Raw genomic sequence first — 19,456 nt, forward strand, 5'->3', positions numbered from 1 at the left:
AGTAAGGCCGGGACCGCGAGAGAGCAAGCCCGGTCAGCTTGCGCGCGTGTTGCGCAGCTTCACGTAGAGCTTGGTGTTGGCGCCCGGTTGCGGCTGCAGCAGCGCCGCGTCGGGCCATTGCTCCTGGCCGGTCAGCACGGTGCAGGCGCGGGACGGCTTGCCCTTGGGCGTCTCGGGCTCGCGCTGCTGGGCCTCGGAGGACAGCGGCAGGCGCAGGTGCTGGCCGCCCTCCATCCAGTCGAGATTCCACTGCGGCTGGTCGCTGCACACGATGACGCCGTCGATCTGCGGGAACATCCAGCGCACGTACCAGGGCAGCAGCTCGGTGCGCAGCCGCTGCCCGACCGCGACGATGCGGCGCACCGTGGCCATGTCCAGCATCTCCGGCGGCGTCGCGAGGTCGATGCTCAGCCGCACGCCCAGATCCCCCTTGGGCACGTTGGTGCCGAAGTCCATGTCCTTGGCCTGCTGCTCGGGGAAGGTCGGCAGGTCGAAGCGGCCCTTGTCGTCGAGGGGGATGGGGATGTAGTCGTCGTCGCTCATCAGCGCGAGCTTGGTGCCGGCCGGCGGCGGTTTGGTCGTGTCCTTCGCGTCGGTCAGCACGAAGCGGCTCACGAACAGGCCTTCGCCCTCGGTGCGCAACTTCGACAGCAGCTCGTTGAGCCGTTTGTAGGGGAAGGAGGCGCCGCGCTTCATGTCGCTCTGCACCGTGGGCAGGGCGACCGCGCCGGAAGCCGATGGTGCGGCCGCGACGGCCGCCGACGTCTCGGAGGCGGTCGCCGCGGCGACCGGATCGCAGGCGGCGAGGGTGCTCATCACGGCGATGGCGATCGCGACGACTGGAACGCGGCGCGCCGCGCGGGTGAACTGCTGGGGCTTCACTTCGACTCTCTCCCTGTGTCGCAGGACCTGCGCCGCAAGCCCTGTGTCGCAAAACGCGATCTGCGCTGAACGGTGCGCGGCCGGTGTGGGTTGACGACGCGTGTCCCGCATCGGGGTGTCATCGATCGGGCCATGACGCGAGCGCGCTTCCGCGCTCATCGCCGGCACTTGCCGCGCGCCTCGGCGAGCAGCCAGAACGGCGCGCTCAGCAGGCCCGCGCCGCCGCCCGCGAACTCGCCCTTCAGGCAGTCGCCGCTGGCGCCTTTCATCATCTCGTTGCCGAGCTTCGTCGACGCATCGATCTTGTCGGGCGCGAGGCTGGCTTGGTCCGCCCGCTCGGCGAGCAGCGGCTGGCCCCGCGTCGACTGGCGGACCGCGCGCTGCGTCGCCGCACCGTACATCAGGTCCCGACCGGTCGCACCGGAGGCCGCCGAGGCCGGCGCCGGCGCGGCGACCACCACGGTGGAGCGCGGTTCTTCCTCGTGGCGGTCGACCTCGGGTCGCGGCGCCTGGACACGCGCTGACGGCGGCGTCGGGGCGGTCTGCGGGGACGGCATGTCGGGGTCAGGCCTTGCCTGACGATCCGGAGACTGGGCGACCGGTCTCGTCTTCTGCGACGGCTTCGGCAGCGGCGGCAACTGGATCGTCACCATGCGGAGGGCCGAGCTGCGCTGCTCCCGGTGGGCGTCGGCCCCGTGCCACGCATGCTGGAGCCAGCCGACCAGCGCGACGTGCAGCAGCAATACCGCGCCGATCGCGAGCGCGCGTGGACGGAGGCCGCGCTGCTGTCCACGCGGGGCACGAGGATCGAGAGGATCTCGGGCCTCACGCGCCGCCATCGGAGCCTCCGTCCTCGGGCTCGTCGCCCGGCTCCCAGGCGAGCAGGTCGCCGGGTTGGCACTGCAGCACGGCGCAGATCCGCGACAGCGTGTCGAAGCGCACCCCGCGCACCTTGCCGGACTTGAGCAGGGAGAGGTTGGCCTCGGTGATGCCGATGGCCTCGGCGAGCTCCTTCGAGCGCATCTTGCGCTGCGCGAGCATCACGTCGAGTCGGACGACGATGGGCATGGGCGGGGTTCCTGGGCCGGTCCGTTCAGACGAACTCGGCGTTCTCCTGCGCCATGCGCTGGGCCTCGCGCATCACCATCGCCATCGCGATCAGCACCAGGCCCAGCAGCAGCACGATGTAGTGCTGGCTGCCCAGATGCACGGCCAGCATCCGCTGACCGGGCGGGTTGCCCAGCGTCAGCGCGAGGACGGTGGCTGTGTCGGTCAGCGGCATGACAAGCGCCATCGCGGTCACCGATTGCCCCAGGCGCCGCAGGCCGTGGGTCGCGGCATCGGTGAAGACCTCGCCGCGCAGATAGGCGCCGAACAGGCGCCACAGGCACACCAGCGCATACAGCGACAGCAGCGCCAGCGGCAGGTTGACCGCCAGCCCCCCGGCGCGCGAGACCGCGTCGAATTGCATGGGGAAGTCCAGGTTCCACTCCTTGCGCGCAGTGCGCTCGACCATGCCGCGGTTGGTCCAGAACATCGCGTGGAAACCGACCACCACCGCCATCGCGATCAACGCCATCGCGCGCACGCAGTGGGCGATCCAGCGGATGCGCTGAAGGCCGGCAGGGAAGGAGGGAGCGTTCATGGTCTTACCGTTGGATGGCAATAAATTACTGTAAAACAATAATTTATCCGCCACAACGGCCCCCTGTGTAAAGGCAAGGGCGGGCGCTCGCGCGGCGATCGCCCCGCCGTCATCCCCGCGAGCGGCGACGCGGCGCCGCGTCATGCAAACTGGCTGGTTGCGGCGCTCGGACCCTGGCCGTTGCTTCAGGCCGGCTGGCAGGTGTTGGATCCCCGACCCTTGATCCTTGATCCTTGATCGCGCCGCGCATCGTCACGGAGAACAAGATGGAACGCATCACCCTCGGACAGTCCGACCTCTCGGTCAGCCGCATCGGCCTGGGCACGATGACCTTCGGCGAGCAGGTCGACGAGGCGGGCAGCCAGGCGCTGCTCGATCGCGCGGTGGCCGCCGGCATCAACCTGCTCGACATCGCCGAGATGTACCCGGTGCCCGCGCGCGCCGACACCTTCGGCCGGACCGAGGAGATCATCGGCCGCTGGCTGAAGGCGCGGCCGGGGATGCGCGAGCGGGTCGTCGTCGCGACCAAGGTCGCCGGCCCCTCGCGCGGCTACGACTGGATCCGTGACGGCAGCCTGGACCTGACCGGCGCGCAGATCGTGCAGGCCTGCGAGGACAGCCTGCGTCGCCTGCAGCTCGAGACCATCGACCTGTTCCAGATCCACTGGCCGGCGCGGCATGTGCCGATGTTCGGCGGCGTCTACTTCGAGCCGGCGAAGGACAAGCCGGTCGCGTCGATTCAGGAACAGCTGGAAGCGCTCGCGCAGCTGCAGCGCGCCGGGAAGATCCGCCACATCGGCCTGTCCAACGAGACCGCGTACGGCGTCGGCGAGTTCGTCCACCTGGCCGCGCAGCACGGTCTGCCGCGCATCGTCAGCGTGCAGAACCCCTACAGCCTGGTGAACCGGATCGTCGAGAACGGCCTCGATGAGGCGCTCTATCGGCATCAGGTCGGGCTGCTGGCGTATTCGCCGCTGGGCTTCGGCTCGTTGACGGGCAAGTACGACCAGCTCGGGTTGGGCGATCCCGCCAAGCCGGGCCGGCTGGCGATCTTCGACAGCATGAAGAAGCAGCGCTGGGCGCGGCCGGAGACACTGGCCGCGGCGCGTCGCTACAACGCGCTGGCGGCGGAGCTGGGCCTGTCGCCGGCCACGCTGGCCATCGCTTGGGTGAACGCGCGCTGGTTGACCGCGAGCACGCTGATCGGCGTCACGACGGCCGCGCAACTGGACGAGAACATCGCCGCCATCGGCCGGACCTTGGACGCCGACACGCTCGCGCGCATCGACCGCATCCGCTGGGAGATCCGCGACCCGGCGCAGTGAGCGCCCCTTCGCCGTTCACTCGATCAGCAGCTCGAACGTGCCGCCGGCCAGCTTCTGGCCGTTGACCATCACCTCGATCGCGTGCGTGCCCGCGTAATGCGTGCGCGTCGTGAAGTTGCGCAGCGCGCGACGGATGCGGATCGGCGTCGACGCGCCCGCTTCGAGCTCCACCGTCTTCAGCTTGAAGACCTTCGGCGACGCACGGCCGTTCTTCTTCACGTAGTGCACGGCGTAGTCGACGACCAGGCGTTGCGTGGCCTCGGCGGTGGAGCGCAGTTCGAAGGCGATCTCGACCTCACCGCCGATCGCGACGCGTGCGGGCTCGATCGCGAGCCCTTCGACGACGGCCAGCGCGCCCTCGCTGGCGCCGATCAGCTTCAACGCCCGCGCATCGCCCTGCTTGATCCGCGAGCGCAACGCATGCTTGACGATCCACGCGCTGCGCTCGTCGGCCAGGTCCCAGCCGGCCACGTGTGCGAAGACCCAGTCCGCATGGTCCTTGGTGATGTCGTTCAGGTTGTTGGCGACGGAGCGCCGCACGTAGAGGCTGTCGTCGGCACGCAGCGCCTGCAGGATCGCCGCCAGCGGCGCCGGGTCGGCGACCAGCGCGTCGAGCCGGAACGACCACGGCAGGCGCGGGCGGCAGCCCTCGCTGGCCAGGCGGCGGACGTGCTCGTCGCGATCGGTGGTCCAACGGGTCATCGTCTTCAGCGTGCCGGCCAGGTCCTGGCGCAGGAAGGGCCGGATCGCGAATTCGGCGCTGCCATGCGCGGTCATCCGCTTGAGCGCCTTCAGCGACGCGGCAGGGTCGTGCAGGCCGTAGCTCGCGACGAAATCGCACAGCCCCATGTTCACGAAAGCGCCGCCGGTGCGCGGCGCCGCGGCGACCACCGCATCGAGCTTCGCCGCGAAGCTGCCGGGCAGCGCGGCGTCGAGCGCCTCGGCCACGCGGTGCACGCGCTGCATGATCGACAGCGGTTCGAGCCCCTCGGTCGCCACGGCCAGGAAGCGCTTGCGCTGGAAGCCGGGCGCGGACTCCGCGAACACCGATGCCAGCGATCGCAGCGCGGTGTCGCCGATCAGGTCCTTGAGGTTGTAGCTGGAGGTCGAGGCGGTGTCCGTCATGGGGGCTCGGTGAACACGAAGTGCGCCGCAGCGTAGCGCGCGCGCCGCCATGGGCTGTCAGCAGGCCTGGCGCCGTCCGCACCACTCGCACCACCCGCACCACTCGCACTTCAGGCGCTGAACGGGCGGCTCGCGCAGCGTCCGCGGCGCCCGCAGCAAGCTCGTACAAGCATCGGGCGTGGGCAGCGCGGAGAATCACGGCATGAGCAAGAAATCCGCCCATGTCAGCGAAACGCTGGCGACGCAGATGCTGCGCCAGCACAAGGTCGCGTTCGGGGAACATGTCTACGACTACGTCGATCACGGCGGCACCGGCGAGTCCTCCAAGCAGCTCGGCGTGCCCGAGCACGAGGTCGTCAAGACGCTGGTGATGCAGGACGAGAAGGCGCAGCCGCTGATCGTGCTGATGCACGGCGACTGCACCGTCAGCCTGAAGGAGCTCGCCCGGCAGATCCCCTGCAAGAAGGTCGAGCCCTGCAAGCCGGACGTCGCCCAGCGCCACAGCGGCTACCTCGTCGGGGGCACCTCGCCGTTCGGGACGCGCAAGGCGATGCCGGTCTTCGTCGAGGCCACCGTGCTGGCGCTGCCCCGGATCCTGATCAACGGCGGGCGTCGCGGCTACCTGGTCAGCATCGAACCCCGGGTTTTGACGGAGCTGCTCGCGGCCCGCCCGGTCGAGTGCGCGCTGAAGTCCGGGGCAGAATAGCGCCCCATGCAAAGTGTCCTGTTTCCCTTGTTGGCTGTCGTGGCCGGGTATCTGATCGGCTCGCTGTCCTTCGCGGTGATCGTCAGCCGGCTGATGGGCCTGTCCGATCCGCGCAGCTACGGCAGCGGCAACCCGGGCGCGACCAACGTGCTGCGCTCCGGCAACAAGGCCGCGGCGATCCTGACGCTGGTCTTCGACGCGCTCAAGGGCTACGTCCCGGTTCTGCTGGTGCTGAAGTTCGGCGAGCCGTACGGCCTGGAGGAGGGCACCGCCGCGCTGGTCGGGCTGGCGGCCTTCATCGGGCACCTGTGGCCGGTCTTCTTCAGGTTCGTCGGCGGCAAGGGCGTCGCGACCGCGGCCGGCGTGCTGCTGGCGATCAATCCATGGCTCGGCCTGTCCGTGCTCGGCGTGTGGATCGTGATGGCGGCCGTGTTCCGCTACTCGTCGCTGGCGTCGCTGTCCGCCGCCATCGGCGCGCCGCTGCTGCAGATGCTGGTCTGGGACGTCGGTCCCGAGCTGCCGGCCATCGCGCTGATGAGCCTGCTGCTGATCTGGCGCCATGCGCCCAACATCAGGAAGCTGATGGCAGGGACCGAAAGCAAGCTCGGTCAGAAATCGGCCCCCGTCCCCGTCGTGCCGGCCGCCAAGTCCCACCGCCACGAGGAATCGCGCGCCCATCGGCACGATCCCAAGCGCGGTCACAGGGCTTCCAACAAGCCTTTCAGCAAGCCTTCCAGCAAGTCCAACCAGCACAGCAAATGAGCAACATCGAACGCTTCGACGTCGGCCCGCGTCTCTCCGAGATGGCCATCCACAACGGCGTGGTCTACCTGGCCGGCCAGGTGCCGGAAGACGCCACCGCCGACGTCAAGGGCCAGACCGAACAGGTGCTGGCCATGATCGACAAGCTGCTGGCCCGCGCCGGCAGCGACAAGACGAAGATCCTGCGCGCGCAGCTCTACATCGCCGACGTCAAGGACCTGGCCGGCATGAACGCCGCCTGGGACGCCTGGGTGCCGGCCGGCCACACGCCGCCGCGCGCGACGGTCGAGGCCAAGCTGGCCAAGCCCGAGTGGAAGATCGAGATCGTGATCACCGCGGCGGTCTGAGCCTCCGCGAGGCCTGCGGGCCTCTTCATGCAAAACGCCGGCTTCGCGCCGGCGTTTTGCTTGGTGCCTCGAACGGGCGTAGCACCCGCTCGCGAGTCACTCGTCGGCTTCGGCCTCTTGGAGTTCCAGGCCGAGGCAGGCCGGATCTCCGCAGCCGCGCCGCACGAGCACCGGCGGCTCGGCCGTGAGGTCGACGACGGTGGTGGGCTTCATCGGGCAGGCGCCCGCGTCGATGATCAGCTGGATCAGCTTGTCGTAGCGGGCGGTGATCTCTTCGGGGTCGTTGATCGGCTCATGCTCGCCGGGCGGGATCAGCGTGGTGGCCAGCAGCGGGCCGCCGATCAGCGCGAGCAGGTCCTGCGTGACGCGGTGGTCCGGCACGCGCAGCCCGATGGTGCGGCGCGACGGGTGCGAGAGCCGCCGCGGCACTTCCTTGGTCGCTTCCAGGATGAAGGTGAACGGCCCCGGCGTGGCCGTCTTGATCATCCGGTACTGCTTGTTGTCGACGCGGGCGTAGCTGCCGAGCTCGCTGAGGTCGCGGCACAGCAGCGTCATGTGGTGCTTGTCGTCGACGCCGCGGATGCGGCGCAGCGCCTCGGCGGCGGCCTTGTCGTCGAGCTGGCAGACCAGCGCGTAGCTGGAGTCGGTCGGGATGGCGCCGATGCCGCCCTGGCTCAGGATCTGCGCCGCCTGGCGCAGGAAACGGGCCTGCGGGTTGTCGGGATGGACTTCGAAGATCTGGGCCATGGTCCTCACCTGTGGCAATCGGCGTGCGAGCCGATCATGGAGCCGGTCTGCGCCGGCGGATGATTCCGGGGATCCCTGCCGCGACGCCCGGGGATCCGAAGCGATCCCCGGCGGTCCGCAGCAATCGGCGGGATCAGGCCGGCCAGTGGATGCGGTGCTCGAGCGCGCCCCACACCGGTTTCAGGCGGCCGGAGAGGTGCTGGTCGAGTTTGCCGACGTCCACGCGGCTCTCCTCCGGACTGTGGAAGTCGGAGCCGCGCGACGCGAGCAGGTCGAATTCGAGCGCCGTGTCGGTGTACTGGACCATGTCGCCCGACGTGTGGCTGCCGGTGACGACCTCGATGCCGCGGCCGCCGTGCGCGATGAATTCGGTGATCAGCGCGTACTCCTCGGTCGGCGTGAAGCCGTAGCGGCCCGGGTGCGCGATGACGGCCAGCCCGCCGGCGTCGACGATCCAGCCCACCGCGTCGCGCAGCGCCGCCCAGCGGTGCGGCACGAAGCCGGGCTTGCCTTCGGTGAGGTAGCGGCGGAAGACCTCGGGCACGTCCGAGCACTGGCCGGTTTCCACCAGGAAGCGCGCGAAGTGGGTGCGGGAGATCAGTTCCGGGTTGCCGGCGAACTTGAGCGCGCCTTCATAGGCGCCGTGGATGCCGGCCCTGGCCAGATCGTCCGACATCTCCTTCGCCCGCGCGCCGCGGCCGCCGCGCGTGGCGCGCAGGCCGGCGACGATGCGCGGATCTTCATGGTCGAAGCCCAGCCCCACGATGTGCACGACCTTGCCGGCGAAGGTCACGGAGATCTCGACGCCGGTCAGGTAGGGCAGCCCCGCCGCCCGCGCGGCCGCCATGGCGCGCTGCTGGCCGCCGACCTCGTCGTGGTCCGTCAGCGCCCAGAGCTCGACGCCGTTGGCCTTGGCGCGCGCGGCCAGCGCTTCCGGCGACAGCGTGCCGTCGGAGACGGTCGAGTGGCAGTGGAGGTCCGCGTTCGTCTGCGCGTGCAGCGCAGGCACCGCAATCTGCCCGGACGCGGCGGCGGAAGCCGGCGGCGCGTCGGTGGGGGCGGAGGAAACCGGCGGAGCCGGCAGAACGGGGGAAGGTGTATTCACCCCGTCGATTCTAGGAGCGGCGCCATGTCCGTGACGCCGGCGCTGGATCGGCGGCGGTCGACGAAGTAGCGGCTCGGTCCGGTGCCGCACTTGGCGACGTGCTTGGGCTCGGCCAACGCGGCGGACAGCGCGCGCACGCTGTCGAAGGCGCCGGGCTGCACCTGGATCACGCCGGCGCTCAGCGTCGGCAGCGGGTTGAAGGACTCCTGGTTCTGGCGGTTCAGCGTCACGTAGCCGCCCAGCGCCTGGTGTTCCGCCGAGAAGAAGGGGCGGATCTGGCGGTCGAACTCGCGGCAGACGCGCGTGATGCGGGCGGTCCAGTCGGGCGAGCCCAGCACCATCACGAAGTCGTCCCCGCCGATGTGGCCGACGAAGTCCAGCGCCGGGTCGGCGGCGTCCTGCAGGATCTGCGCGCAGAGCTTGATGATGTCGTCGCCGGCGGCGTAGCCGTAGACATCGTTGAAGGGCTTGAAGTGGTCGATGTCCCAGGCGACGACGACGAACTCGCGGCCCTCGTGCAGCAGCGCGTCGAGGTGCTGGTCGGTCGGCACGTTGCCCGGCATCAGCGTCAGCGGGTTGGCGTAACGCGCGCTGTGGACCTGCAGGTCGGAGACGGCCTTCAGCAGGTCGGTGCTGCGGCCGGTGCCGAAATATTCGCCGTTGCGGGTGACGATGAAGCCGTCGACCATCAGCCGGTCGTCGAGGCTGGAGATCGCGTCGCTCATCTCGCGCAGCGAGGTGCCCGCGTCGAAGATCAGCGGCTGCGGGTCCATCAGCGCGGTGCACGAGCGCTTCTCGTGGATGTCCATGAAGTAGCGCTCGGCGCTGCGCTTGAGCACCTGCAGCGAGCGCAGGATGCCGATCGGGCGGTTCGATTCGTCCAGCACCGGCATCGAGAACAGCTGCTCGTCGCGCTGGAACATGTCGGCCACGGTCTGGCAGTTGAGCTTGGGCGTGACGGTGTGGCTGCGGCGGGCCAGCTGCGCGGCGGTCGTGATCGCGTCGGGCGGCAGACGCATCCAGTCGGCGTTGCGGCGGCGGTGCTCGGGCGCGAGCAGCGCGTCCACCTCGGCCCGCAGCGCGGCGCGCGGCGCGGCGCTCGGACGCGCGAGCAGGTAGCCCTGGCAGACCGGCACGCCCAGGCGGCGCAGCACGGTGAGGTCGCTGAGCTGTTCCAGGCCTTCGGCGACGACGGTGCAGCCGGAGCTGGCGGCCATCTCGAGGATCGAGCGCACGAACTGCTGCTTGAGCGGTTCCTGCGCGATGCCGTCGATGAAGTGGCGGTCGATCTTGACGAAGTCCGGCCGGATGTCCATCCATCGTTTCAGGCTCGCGAAGCCCTCGCCCAGGTCGTCCAGCGCGACGACGAAGCCGAGCTCCCGCAGGCTGCGCATGCTGTCCTGCAGGCGTTCGGGCTCGAGGATGGGCCGCGTTTCGGTGAGCTCGATGACGACGCGCGACGCAGGCAGGTCGAGCTGCGCGAACTCTCGCGCGATGAGCGCGCCGCGGTCGCTGGTGGCGAGCAGCGTGTCGGCGGTGAGGTTCAGGAAGAGCTGGCCGGGGAGCTTGAGTTCCTTGAACCGGCGCAGCGCGCGGCGCACGACCAGCCGCTCCAGTTCCACGAGCCGGCCCAGGCGCGCGGCGGTCTCGAACAGCACCAGCGGCGAATGCAAGGGGGTGTCCGCCGGCCCGCGCGTCAGCGCTTCGTAGCCCAGGATGTTCGCGCGCTCGACCTCGACCAGGGGCTGGAAGTGGATGTCCAGCGCGCCATCGCGAATGATGGCGGACAGGGCGATGCTCAACGGGTCGGGCGGTTGCAGATGGGTGGTCGGCATGGGAGGACACCACGGCGGACGGTGCGCCGCGTGGTGTCCCCATTCTGGGTGGCCTCTATGTCATCGATTTGACAAACAGTTACAGCAGGGGTCAGGTGTGAACGACCTCACGGCTTCTGCTTGCTGAAGTCCCGCTCCGGGAACAGGCGCGTCGTCAGCGCGCCCAGGCTTTCGTGGACGACGTCGACGTTGGTCTCGTCGATGATCAGCTTGGTGATCTGCGGGCTCAGCGCCTTGCGCAGCAGGCCCAGGAAGCGCGGGGCGGCCACGACGCGCAACTGCGTCACCTCGCCGTTGTTGTAGCCGTCATCGAGGGTCTTGGCCACGCGCGCTGCGAAGCTGATCGCCTCCTGATGCGATTCATCGACGCTCGCCGACGAGGTCACGTTGTTGCCGCGCCGGCCTTCGGCGTCGCGGCGCAGGTCCGCGTTGTTCGCGTGGGCGGCGGCATCGGTCAGCGTCGTGACGTCCTCCAGGTCGCCACCTTCCTCCGGCAGCTTCAGCAGGCGCGCCACGCCCTCGTCGGCCACCAGCACCCAGAGCTTCCCGTCGTCCTTGTATGCAGTCATCTCGGTTCCTTCGATTGAGTTCTCGTCGAGGGAAGGGTGGCAATCGTCGTACCCCGGTCGGCGTCGGCCCGGTGTGGCCCCCCTTTGACCCCTTTGAACCCCTTCGGAACCCTTTGCAGACAGGCACGAAGCAGGGAACATCGCTTGCCCGCCGGTAGATCGCGCCGGCCCTTCGACACGAGACCGCCATGGACACCGACCACAGCTCCGCCGCCCTCAGCCTCCATATCGTCTGCGCGTCCTGCGGCGCGAAGAATCGCGTGCCGCGCGAGCGCCTGGGCGAGGCGCCCGATTGCGGACGCTGCGGCACGCCGTTGATGCGGCCGGAGGCCGTGGACCTCACGCCGGAGGTGTTCGACAAGTTCATCGCCGGCACTGAACTGCCGGTCGTCGTCGACTGCTGGGCGGCGTGGTGCGGCCCCTGCCGGATGATGACGCCGCAGTTCGAGAAAGCCGCCGCCATGCTGCCCGAGGTGCGCTTCGTCAAGCTCGACACCGAGGCCGCGCCGCAGCAGAGCGCGCGCTACGGCATCCGCAGCATTCCCACGATGCTGCTGTTCCTCGACGGGCAGGAGATCGCCCGGGAGTCCGGCGCGATGCCGGCGGCGGCGATCGTGGAGTGGGTGCGCAAGCAGTTGCTCGGCTGAGCGCCCCGGCCGACCTACTCGGCCATCGCCTCCACGACCATCTGCACGCGCTGCTGGCCCTGGAATTCGTCGAGGCTCAGGCGATACGCCAGCGTCACCTGCTCCGGCAACTGCTCGGTGTGGCCGAACCAGATGGCATCGCGGATCCAGGCCCCCTGACGCAGGCGCAGCTTGAGGTGGCGCTCGCCGACGATGCGCTGGTTCACGACCTGCACGCGGTCGCAGAACAGCGGCGCCTCGAAGGCCTGGCCCCAGACCTGCGCTTCCAGCTCCTGGACGGTTTCGGCGCAGAAGGCCTCCGGCGGCAGCGGGCCGTCGGTGCGCAGCGTGCGGGTGAGCGAGGCTTCGTCCAGCCATTCGCGCGCGACGTCCTCGAAGGCCGCGGCGAAGGCCTCGACGCCGCCGGGCGCGAGCGTGCAGCCCGCCGCCATCGCGTGGCCGCCGAACTTGCGCAGCAGGTCCGGGTGGCGTTTTGACACGAGGTCCAGCGCATCGCGCAGATGGAAGCCGGGGATCGAGCGGCCCGAGCCCTTGAGCTGGCCGTCCGCGCCCTCGGCGAAGACGAAGACCGGGCGATGCAGCCGGTCCTTGATCCGCGAGGCCACGATGCCGACGACGCCTTCGTGGAAGTCGGCGTCGAACAGCGCCAGCGCGGGCGGCGGCGCGCCGTTCAGGCGCGGATCCGTCATCAGGCGTTCGAGCAGCGCGAGCGCCTGCTCCTGCATGCCGGCTTCGATCTCGCGACGCTCGCGGTTGATGCGATCGAGCTCGCGCGCGAGGGCCAGCGCCTGCTCGCTGTCGTCCGTCGTCAGGCAGGTGATGCCCAGCGTCATGTCGTCCAGACGACCGGCGGCGTTGATGCGCGGGCCGAGCGCGAAACCGAGGTCGAAGCTGTTGGCGCGCGACGCGTCGCGGCTCGCCGCGGTGAACAGCGCCTGCACGCCCGGCTGCATGCGGCCGGCGCGCATGCGCCGCAGGCCTTGTGCCACCAGCCGGCGGTTGTTGGCGTCGAGCCGCACCACGTCGGCGACGGTGCCCAGCGCGACCAGGTCGAGCAGGCCGTCGAGCCGCGGCGGCGCGTTTTCGCCGAAGGCGCCGCGGCGGCGCAGCTCGCCCCGCAGCACCGTCAGCACGTAGAACGCCACGCCGACGCCGGCGAGGCTCTTGCCGGGGAAGGGGCAGCCCGGCTGGTTGGGATTCACCAGCGCGTCGGCGTCGGGCACGGTGGGCTGGCCGTCGGCGGTGACCGCGGGAAGGTGGTGGTCGGTGACCAGGACCTTCAGCCCGAGCGCGCGCGCGAAGGCGACGCCGGCATGGCTGGCGATGCCGTTGTCGACGGTCACGAGCAGCTTGGGTTCGTGCTTCAGCGCCAGCTCGACGATGGTCGGGGTCAGGCCGTAGCCGTGGACCGCCCGGTCGGGCACGACGTAGCTGACCGTGCCCGGCTTCGCGCCGAGCAGCGCCAGTCCGCGCAGCATCACCGCGCAGGCGGTGGCGCCGTCGCAGTCGTAGTCCGCCACGATGCAGATGTGCTCACCCCCGGAGATCGCGTCGGCCAGCAGCACCGCGGCCTTGTCGATGCCGAGCATGCCCAAGGGACCTTCGGGCGGCAGCAGGTGCTTCAGGTCGGGGTCGAGCTCATCGCGGGACAGCACGCCCCGCGCCGCGAAGAGACGCGACAGCAGCGGCGAGAAGCCAGCTTCCTGCAGTGCGTGGGCGGAGTCCGGCGGAACGTCGCGGGTCAGGATGCGGGGACTGCTCACAGAGGCTCCAGGGCGGTGGCGACGGCGGCGCTCGGCGTCGCGAATCGTTCCTTCAGCCGCTGCCAGCCGCTGGCCGGCTGGCGTCTCCAGGTGCGGGCCAGGCGCTCGCCGCTCAGGGTCAGCGAGACCGGCTCGCCCGCGCGCGCGGCGTTCAAGGCCTGCTCGATCAGGCCCTGGTCCAGCGCCTTCCATCCCTCGCTCCACGCGTACAGGTCGCCGGTCAGCATCGGCGCGCGCAGGCGCGTGTCGATGAGGAGTCCGGCAGGCAAGGCATTGCCGCGCTCACGGGCGCCGCCGCCGATCCAGACGGCGTTCAGCGGGCGCAGGCCACGCTCCTCGCGGGCCTGGTTGAGGGGATGGTCGTGCAGCAGCATCTGCGCCTCGTTGAGCAGCGTGCGCAGGCGGCGGGCGCGCGGGTACCAGGTCTCGACACCGCGGTTGAGCACGCGATCCGCGCTGGCGGCCTCCAGGCCGTCGAGTTCGTCATGGGCGATCGCCCATTCGCCGGTGGACAACCAGGCGGTCCGCCAGCCCTCGGCGGCGGGGAACAGCACGGTCGACAGCGCGTCGAGGAAGGCGCGGGATTCCGCCTCGTCCAGATCGAGCGTCTCGGGACCGAGCGCGGTGACGCCCTCGGTGCCAACGGCGAAGTGGGCCGGCGTCAGCAGCGCCCAGGCGGCGTCGGCCGGATCCTGCCCGGCGGCGCGCACGCGCCAGGCGGCGATCGGCGGATGGTCGTCGGCGACGCCACGGCGTCGCGCCAGGAAAAGGTCGTGCGGGGGGAGCGGGGAGGTCTCGTCGGCGTCGCCGACATCCTCCACCGGGGCCAGCAACCCGAGCAGGCGGCTCAGGTTCGGCAGCTCCAGCTCGCGCAGGGCGCCCTCGAAATGAGGGTCCAGCGAGCTGGCGAAGGGGATCATCAGGTGCATGGCGGGGGATTATCGGCGGTCCGGTCATCAAGCTTTCATCCAGGGTCGGCAACCTGTGGGGCCATGCTGACCGACACCCTCATGGCCGCCGCTGTTTCGAACGAACCGCTCAAGGCCGATGCCGCCGAGGCGGACGAGGGCGGGTCGATCCGCGTGCGCACGGTGTGGATCTCCGATCTGCACCTGGGTACGCCGGGTTGCCAGGCCCGGGCGCTGCTCGACTTCCTCAGGGAGGTCGAATGCGAGCAGCTCTTCCTCGTCGGCGACATCGTCGACGGCTGGCAGCTGCGCCGCAGCTGGTACTGGCCGCAGGAGCACAACGACGTCGTCCAGAAGCTGCTGCGCAAGGCGCGCAAGGGCACCCGCGTGATCTACGTGCCGGGCAACCACGACGAATTCGCCCGCAAGTACCTGCAGCACAGCTTCGGCGGCATCGAGGTCGCGCACGAGTGGATCCACGAGACCGCCGACGGCCGCAAGTTCTGGGTCACGCACGGCGACCTGTTCGACGGCGTCATCCAGCATGCGAAATGGCTCGCCCATCTGGGCGACACGCTCTATGAGTTCACGCTGAAGCTGAACCGCCACCTCAACTCGCTGCGTGCGCGCATGGGCCTGCCGTACTGGAGCCTCAGCAAATACCTGAAGCTCAAGGTCAAGCGCGCGGTCTCGTTCATCGGCGAGTTCGAGCAGGCGCTGGCCCGCGAGGCCCGCAAGCGCGGTGTGCAGGGCGTCGTCTGCGGCCACATCCACCATGCCGAGCTGCGCGACATCGACGGCATCACCTACGCCAACGACGGCGATTGGGTCGAGAGCCTCACCGCCCTGGTCGAGCATGCGGACGGCCACCTCGAGATCCTGGACTGGGCCGAGCGCCAGCGCCTGATCGCCGATCAGGGGACTGCCGAAGCGCTGGCCGCCGCGATGCGCCAGCCGGCCTGACACGACCCGACCCTGGCGGGGGGCTCCGTCGTCCTGACGGGGGACGGACCTCATCCTCGACCGCGGTGCAACGGGGTGTGACCCGCCCGAAAGAGGGTCACCTGACTGTCACACCAGCTTCATAGAATCAGTCCATGACTTTGCCTGACGTTCCGCTGCTCAACCGCGAAAACGCGATCCTCGAGTTCAACCGGCGCGTCCTGGCCCAGGCCCAGCGCGTCGACGTGCCGCTGCTGGAGCGGCTGCGCTACATCTGCATCGTGTCCAGCAACCTCGACGAGTTCTTCGAGGTGCGCTTCGCCGACATGCTGGACGTGCAGCGCGACGGCAGCGGGCTGGTGACGCCGCGCGACGTTGAGCGTGTCGGCCGCGCCGCCCACGACCTGATCGACGAGCAGTACGGGATCTTCAACGACCAGGTCATGCCCGCGCTGCGCGAGCACAACATCCAGATCCTGAACCACGCCGACCGCACGGACGAGATCCGCGCGTGGGTCGCCAAGTTCTTCGAGCGCGAGGTGCGTCCGCTGCTGGTCCCGGTGGGCCTGGACCCGGCGCATCCGTTCCCGCAGGTCGGCAACAAGTCGCTGCACTTCATCGCCCGGCTGTCGGGCAAGGACGCGCTGGGGCGCGACAACCGCATCGCCATCGTCAAGGTGCCGCGCGTGCTGCCGCGCGTGATCAAGGTCCCGCCGGCCATCAGCGGCGGCAAGCAGAGCTTCGTGCTGCTGACCAGCGTCATCCGCGCGCATCTGGAAGAGCTGTTCCCGGGCCGGCATGTCGAGGCGTTCTCGCAGTTCCGCGTCACGCGTGACTCCGACCTGGAGGTCGACGAGGAAGAGATCGCCAACCTGCGCCACGCGCTGCGCTCCGGCCTGACGACGCGGCACTTCGGGCGCGCCGTGCGGCTGGAGGTGGTCAACACCTGCCCCGAGGAACTGTCGCGTTTCCTGCTCGAGCAGTTCGATCTGCCGGAAGCGGCGCTGTATCGGGTCAACGGACCGGTCAACCTCGTGCGCCTGAACGAGCTGATCGACCAGACCGACGCCGAGGACCTGCGCTTCCAGCCCTACGAGCCGAGCTGGCCCAAGGGCCGGCTGCCGCGCGGCAAGTCGATCTTCGACAAGCTGCGGACAAAGGGCGACGTGATGCTGCATCACCCGTTCGAGAGTTTCGATCCGGTGGTGCAACTGCTGCGAGAGGCGGTCGAGGATCCGGACGTGCTGGCGATCAAGCAGACGATCTACCGGACCGGCAGCCAGTCGGTGCTGGCGGACCTGCTGATCGAGGCGGCACGCCGCGGCAAGGAAGTGCTGGCGGTCGTGGAGCTGAAGGCGCGCTTCGACGAGGAGGCCAACATCAACTGGGCGGAGCGGCTGGAGGCGGTCGGCGCGCAGGTGGTGTACGGCATCGTCGGCCTGAAGACGCATGCGAAGCTGATGCTGATCACGCGCCGCGAGGGCGGCAAGCTGCGCCGCTACGGGCATCTGTCGACCGGCAACTACAACCCGAAGACGGCGCGCTTCTACACCGACCTCGGGTATCTGACGGCCGACCCGGAGATCACGGCCGACATGGACCTGGTCTTCAGCCAGCTGGCGTCCTTGTCGAAGTTCAAGGCGCCGAAGAAGCTGCTGCTGGCGCCATTCAACCTGCACCGCACGATGTGCGAGCTCCTGACGCAGGTCGAGGAAGCGGCCCGGCGCGGCGAGACTGCGCGGGTGGTCCTGAAGATCAACGCGCTGACCGATGCCGAACTGATCAATGGCCTGATCCGTGCGGGCAAGGCTGGCGCGAAGATCGACCTGATCGTGCGGGGTGCCTGCATGCTGCCGCCGGGCCTGCCGGGCGAGACGGACAACATCCTGGTGCGCTCGGTGGTGGGGCGTTTCCTGGAGCACTCGCGGATCTTCTATTTCCGATGGGGCAAGGACGAGCAGGAGGCGCTGTACCTGTCGAGTGCCGACTGGATGGCGCGCAACATGCTGAGACGGATCGAGGTGGCGTGGCCGATCACGGACGCGAAGCTGCGCCAGCGCGTGATCGACGAAGGCCTGACGCCCTACCTGTACGACACCCTCGACGCCTGGCAACTGGGCCCCGACGGCACGTCACAACGCATCGGCACCGAGGGCAACCCGAACAGCGTCTGTGCGCAACAGGCGCTGATGCGCCTCTACCGCGAAGAGCTCTGACTGCCCCCAGACGACGCTGCCCCCAAACGAAGCTGACCCCAGACGAAGTCCTCGTTCCCGCTGGACGGGCATGGCCTGGGCCGGCGACGAAGTCGAGCTCCAAAAAACTGACTTGGGCGCCGTCTGTCTGAGCGGCGCGAACCGCAGGTGAGCAAAGCGAGTTGGCGCCTGCTCGACGCCCGGCGCCGGCCCAGGCCATGCCTGTCGCGCCCGGTGACGCCCGGTGACGTCAGGCTTCCAGCGCCAACTGGACCTTCCCGACCTTGGCCCACGCTTCCAGCTCCTCCCGGAGCAGGAAGTGAGCGCGGGGATGTGTATCGGCCCAGCCCTTGCGCATCTCGATGGTGACGCCCATGCCATCGCGGCGGATCTTGATATCGGCCGGATCGACGTTGCTGCGCGCGTGGCACTTGATGGCGGCGAGCCGGAGCGCGAGCAACTGCCAGACCATCGGTTCTTCCTGCAACTGCTCCTCCAGCTTGCGCAAGCCACCGCGCTGCCCGAGCGCGAGGTCGCCGAGGCGCCGCAGCTGGTTCTGCGAGAAGCCTGGCGCGTCGACATGCGACAGCAGATAGGCGCTGTGCCGATGGTGGTCGTGATGGGAGACCATCATGCCGATCTCGTGAAGCGCGGCGGCCCACGAGAGCTCGCGACGATGTTCTTCCTCGGCCTTGGGGGACAGCTGCGCGTGCAGACGCTGCGCCAGCGACTGCACGCGGCCGGCCTGTTCGCGGTCGACGGCGAAGCGGCGCTGCAGCTCGGCGACGGACTGTTCGCGCATGTCGCGGCCGGCGGCGAGCAGACGCGGATCGAGACGTTCCGCGAGATCGAAGATGACGCCCTGACGGAGCGCGCCCTTGGCGGGATGCAGGCGGTCGATGTCGAAGTGGGTGAGCAGCGTGTACAGGATGCACAGGCCGCCGCCGACGACGGCGCGGCGGTCTTCCTTCAGACCGGCGAGCTTGAGCGCATCGACGCGGCCGGCGACCAGACACTGCTCGATGCACCAGCGCAGACCGTCGAGTGTGATGGAGCCGTCGGGGCTGACGCCGTTGGCGGCCAGGATCTGCGCGACGGCGCCGACCGTGCCGGACGACCCCAGCGCCTGCTTCCAGCGCGGTTGCGCCGACTGGCGCGAGAACTGGGTGATGGCTTCCTCGAGCTCCGCGCCCGCGGCGACCTGCGCGGCGCGGAAGGCTTCGGCCGTGAAGCGGCCCTCGGGGAAGAAGCGCATCGACAGGCTGACGCTGCCGATCTGGAAGGATTCCGTGCTCACCGGCTGCGGGCCGCGGCCGAGGATCATCTCGGTCGAGCGGCCGCCGATGTCGATGACCAGGCGCGGGTCCTCGGCCGTCTGCAGCCGGGCGACGCCGGCGTAGATGAGACGGGCCTCCTCGCGGCCGGAGATCACCTCGATCGGGTGGCCCAGCACCTCCTGCGCCCGCGCGAGGAAGGCGTTGCGATTGCGCGCCTCGCGCAGCGTCTGCGTGGCGACCGCACGTACCTGCCGGCCGGGCAGGCCCGACAGGCGTTCCGCGAAGCGGCGCAGGCAGGCGAGGCCGCGCTCGGTCGCTTCCTCGGTCAGCATGCTCATCGCATCCAGACCCGCGCCCAGGCGCACCGTTTCCTTCAGGTAGTCCAGCCGGCGGTACTGCCCGTGCTGCAACTGGGCGAGTTCCAGACGGAAGCTGTTGGAGCCCATGTCGATGGCGGCCAGGATCAGGGGAACTTGCGCTTGCGTCATGGGGGCCGATTGTCGGGGTGTTTGGGGTCGTCTCCGGGAACGAAGTGCTTTCATCCTGCGGTTCATCGTGCTGTCGCACGGCACCCGCGCTAGCATCCGGCGTTCCGTCGACAACGCATCCCAACCGAGGAGCCGTAGATGACGAATTCCGATTCACGCGCCGAAGGCGCCGCCGGCCTGTCCCCTGA

19 protein-coding genes are annotated in these 19,456 nt (G+C 69.6%); 7 read left to right on the forward strand and 12 right to left on the reverse strand.

What is annotated here, in order from left to right:
• Window positions 1-33 precede the first annotated feature (33 nt).
• From ACQ4L4_RS28620 to ACQ4L4_RS28635, 4 genes are all read right to left on the reverse strand, one after another.
• Window positions 34-882: a hypothetical protein gene (locus ACQ4L4_RS28620; protein ID WP_431102155.1), complete on the reverse strand. Its 849-nt coding sequence runs from the start codon at window positions 880-882 to the stop codon at window positions 34-36.
• Window positions 883-1,037: 155 nt separating this feature from the next.
• Window positions 1,038-1,721: a hypothetical protein gene (locus ACQ4L4_RS28625; protein ID WP_431102156.1), complete on the reverse strand. Its 684-nt coding sequence runs from the start codon at window positions 1,719-1,721 to the stop codon at window positions 1,038-1,040.
• Window positions 1,708-1,950 carry a helix-turn-helix domain-containing protein gene (locus ACQ4L4_RS28630; RefSeq protein WP_088408757.1) on the reverse strand — a complete coding sequence of 81 codons (243 nt, stop codon included), beginning with the start codon at window positions 1,948-1,950 and terminating at the stop codon, window positions 1,708-1,710. The genes ACQ4L4_RS28625 and ACQ4L4_RS28630 overlap by 14 nt, the downstream gene beginning before the upstream one ends.
• Before the next feature lie 25 nt (window positions 1,951-1,975).
• A complete protein-coding gene (locus tag ACQ4L4_RS28635; protein WP_431102158.1) occupies window positions 1,976-2,527 on the reverse strand; it encodes a DUF2975 domain-containing protein in 552 nt (183 codons plus the stop codon).
• A 266-nt stretch (window positions 2,528-2,793) separates the two neighbouring features.
• Between ACQ4L4_RS28635 and ACQ4L4_RS28640 the strand changes: the two genes are divergently transcribed.
• Entirely contained in the window at window positions 2,794-3,852 is a 1,059-nt protein-coding gene (locus tag ACQ4L4_RS28640) for an aldo/keto reductase (RefSeq protein WP_431102159.1), read from the forward strand.
• A gap of 15 nt (window positions 3,853-3,867) precedes the next feature.
• Here the strand turns inward: ACQ4L4_RS28640 and ACQ4L4_RS28645 are convergent, their stop codons facing one another.
• A complete protein-coding gene (locus tag ACQ4L4_RS28645) occupies window positions 3,868-4,977 on the reverse strand; it encodes a DNA alkylation repair protein (RefSeq protein WP_431102160.1) in 1,110 nt (369 codons plus the stop codon).
• A 202-nt stretch (window positions 4,978-5,179) separates the two neighbouring features.
• Between ACQ4L4_RS28645 and ACQ4L4_RS28650 the strand changes: the two genes are divergently transcribed.
• Genes ACQ4L4_RS28650 through ACQ4L4_RS28660 form a run of 3 tightly spaced genes read left to right on the forward strand, consistent with a single transcriptional unit; the run spans window position 5,180 to window position 6,792 of the window.
• Window positions 5,180-5,683: an aminoacyl-tRNA deacylase gene (locus ACQ4L4_RS28650; RefSeq protein ID WP_431102161.1), complete on the forward strand. Its 504-nt coding sequence runs from the start codon at window positions 5,180-5,182 to the stop codon at window positions 5,681-5,683.
• A gap of 6 nt (window positions 5,684-5,689) precedes the next feature.
• Entirely contained in the window at window positions 5,690-6,445 is a 756-nt protein-coding gene (plsY, locus tag ACQ4L4_RS28655; RefSeq protein WP_431102162.1) for a glycerol-3-phosphate 1-O-acyltransferase PlsY, read from the forward strand.
• The gene (locus tag ACQ4L4_RS28660) at window positions 6,442-6,792 is read left to right on the forward strand and encodes a RidA family protein (RefSeq protein WP_377156888.1); all 351 of its coding nucleotides are present in this window, start codon (window positions 6,442-6,444) and stop codon (window positions 6,790-6,792) included. The genes plsY and ACQ4L4_RS28660 overlap by 4 nt, the downstream gene beginning before the upstream one ends.
• Before the next feature lie 96 nt (window positions 6,793-6,888).
• Here ACQ4L4_RS28660 and ACQ4L4_RS28665 read toward each other — a convergent pair whose 3' ends face one another.
• From ACQ4L4_RS28665 to ACQ4L4_RS28680, 4 genes are all read right to left on the reverse strand, one after another.
• Window positions 6,889-7,539, reverse strand: coding sequence for an L-threonylcarbamoyladenylate synthase (locus ACQ4L4_RS28665; protein WP_431102164.1), 651 nt, complete (start codon window positions 7,537-7,539; stop codon window positions 6,889-6,891).
• A gap of 133 nt (window positions 7,540-7,672) precedes the next feature.
• Entirely contained in the window at window positions 7,673-8,539 is an 867-nt protein-coding gene (locus tag ACQ4L4_RS28670; RefSeq protein WP_431105036.1) for a 3',5'-nucleoside bisphosphate phosphatase, read from the reverse strand.
• Between the two features lie 101 nt (window positions 8,540-8,640).
• Complete coding sequence (locus tag ACQ4L4_RS28675; RefSeq protein WP_431102166.1) at window positions 8,641-10,479, reverse strand: bifunctional diguanylate cyclase/phosphodiesterase; 1,839 nt, start codon at window positions 10,477-10,479, stop codon at window positions 8,641-8,643.
• A 107-nt stretch (window positions 10,480-10,586) separates the two neighbouring features.
• Window positions 10,587-11,048 (reverse strand): host attachment protein, encoded by a 462-nt coding sequence (locus ACQ4L4_RS28680; protein WP_377156882.1) that lies wholly within the window; start codon window positions 11,046-11,048, stop codon window positions 10,587-10,589.
• 188 nt (window positions 11,049-11,236) lie between these two features.
• Here ACQ4L4_RS28680 and trxC point away from each other — a divergent pair, with 188 nt between their 5' ends.
• The gene (trxC, locus tag ACQ4L4_RS28685) at window positions 11,237-11,695 is read left to right on the forward strand and encodes a thioredoxin TrxC (protein WP_431102167.1); all 459 of its coding nucleotides are present in this window, start codon (window positions 11,237-11,239) and stop codon (window positions 11,693-11,695) included.
• Window positions 11,696-11,709: 14 nt separating this feature from the next.
• Here trxC and recJ read toward each other — a convergent pair whose 3' ends face one another.
• Both recJ and ACQ4L4_RS28695 read right to left on the reverse strand, forming a co-directional pair.
• Complete coding sequence (gene recJ, locus ACQ4L4_RS28690; protein WP_431102168.1) at window positions 11,710-13,458, reverse strand: single-stranded-DNA-specific exonuclease RecJ; 1,749 nt, start codon at window positions 13,456-13,458, stop codon at window positions 11,710-11,712.
• Window positions 13,455-14,387, reverse strand: coding sequence for a hypothetical protein (locus ACQ4L4_RS28695; RefSeq protein WP_431102169.1), 933 nt, complete (start codon window positions 14,385-14,387; stop codon window positions 13,455-13,457). Before ACQ4L4_RS28695 ends, recJ begins: the two co-directional genes overlap by 4 nt.
• Before the next feature lie 81 nt (window positions 14,388-14,468).
• Between ACQ4L4_RS28695 and ACQ4L4_RS28700 the strand changes: the two genes are divergently transcribed.
• Complete coding sequence (locus tag ACQ4L4_RS28700) at window positions 14,469-15,329, forward strand: UDP-2,3-diacylglucosamine diphosphatase (protein ID WP_431105037.1); 861 nt, start codon at window positions 14,469-14,471, stop codon at window positions 15,327-15,329.
• 134 nt (window positions 15,330-15,463) lie between these two features.
• Window positions 15,464-17,524, forward strand: a complete 2,061-nt coding sequence (gene ppk1, locus ACQ4L4_RS28705) for a polyphosphate kinase 1 (RefSeq protein ID WP_431102170.1) — start codon at window positions 15,464-15,466, stop codon at window positions 17,522-17,524.
• 229 nt (window positions 17,525-17,753) lie between these two features.
• On the opposite strand, the gene ACQ4L4_RS28710 is transcribed toward ppk1, so the two are convergent.
• On the reverse strand, window positions 17,754-19,268 hold the full coding sequence (locus ACQ4L4_RS28710) for an exopolyphosphatase (RefSeq protein ID WP_431102171.1): 1,515 nt from the start codon (window positions 19,266-19,268) through the stop codon (window positions 17,754-17,756).
• Window positions 19,269-19,456 lie beyond the last annotated feature (188 nt).

The sequence above is a fragment of the Roseateles noduli genome (genome assembly GCF_050626985.1).
In the GTDB taxonomy this organism is placed as follows: domain Bacteria; phylum Pseudomonadota; class Gammaproteobacteria; order Burkholderiales; family Burkholderiaceae_C; genus Roseateles; species Roseateles noduli_A.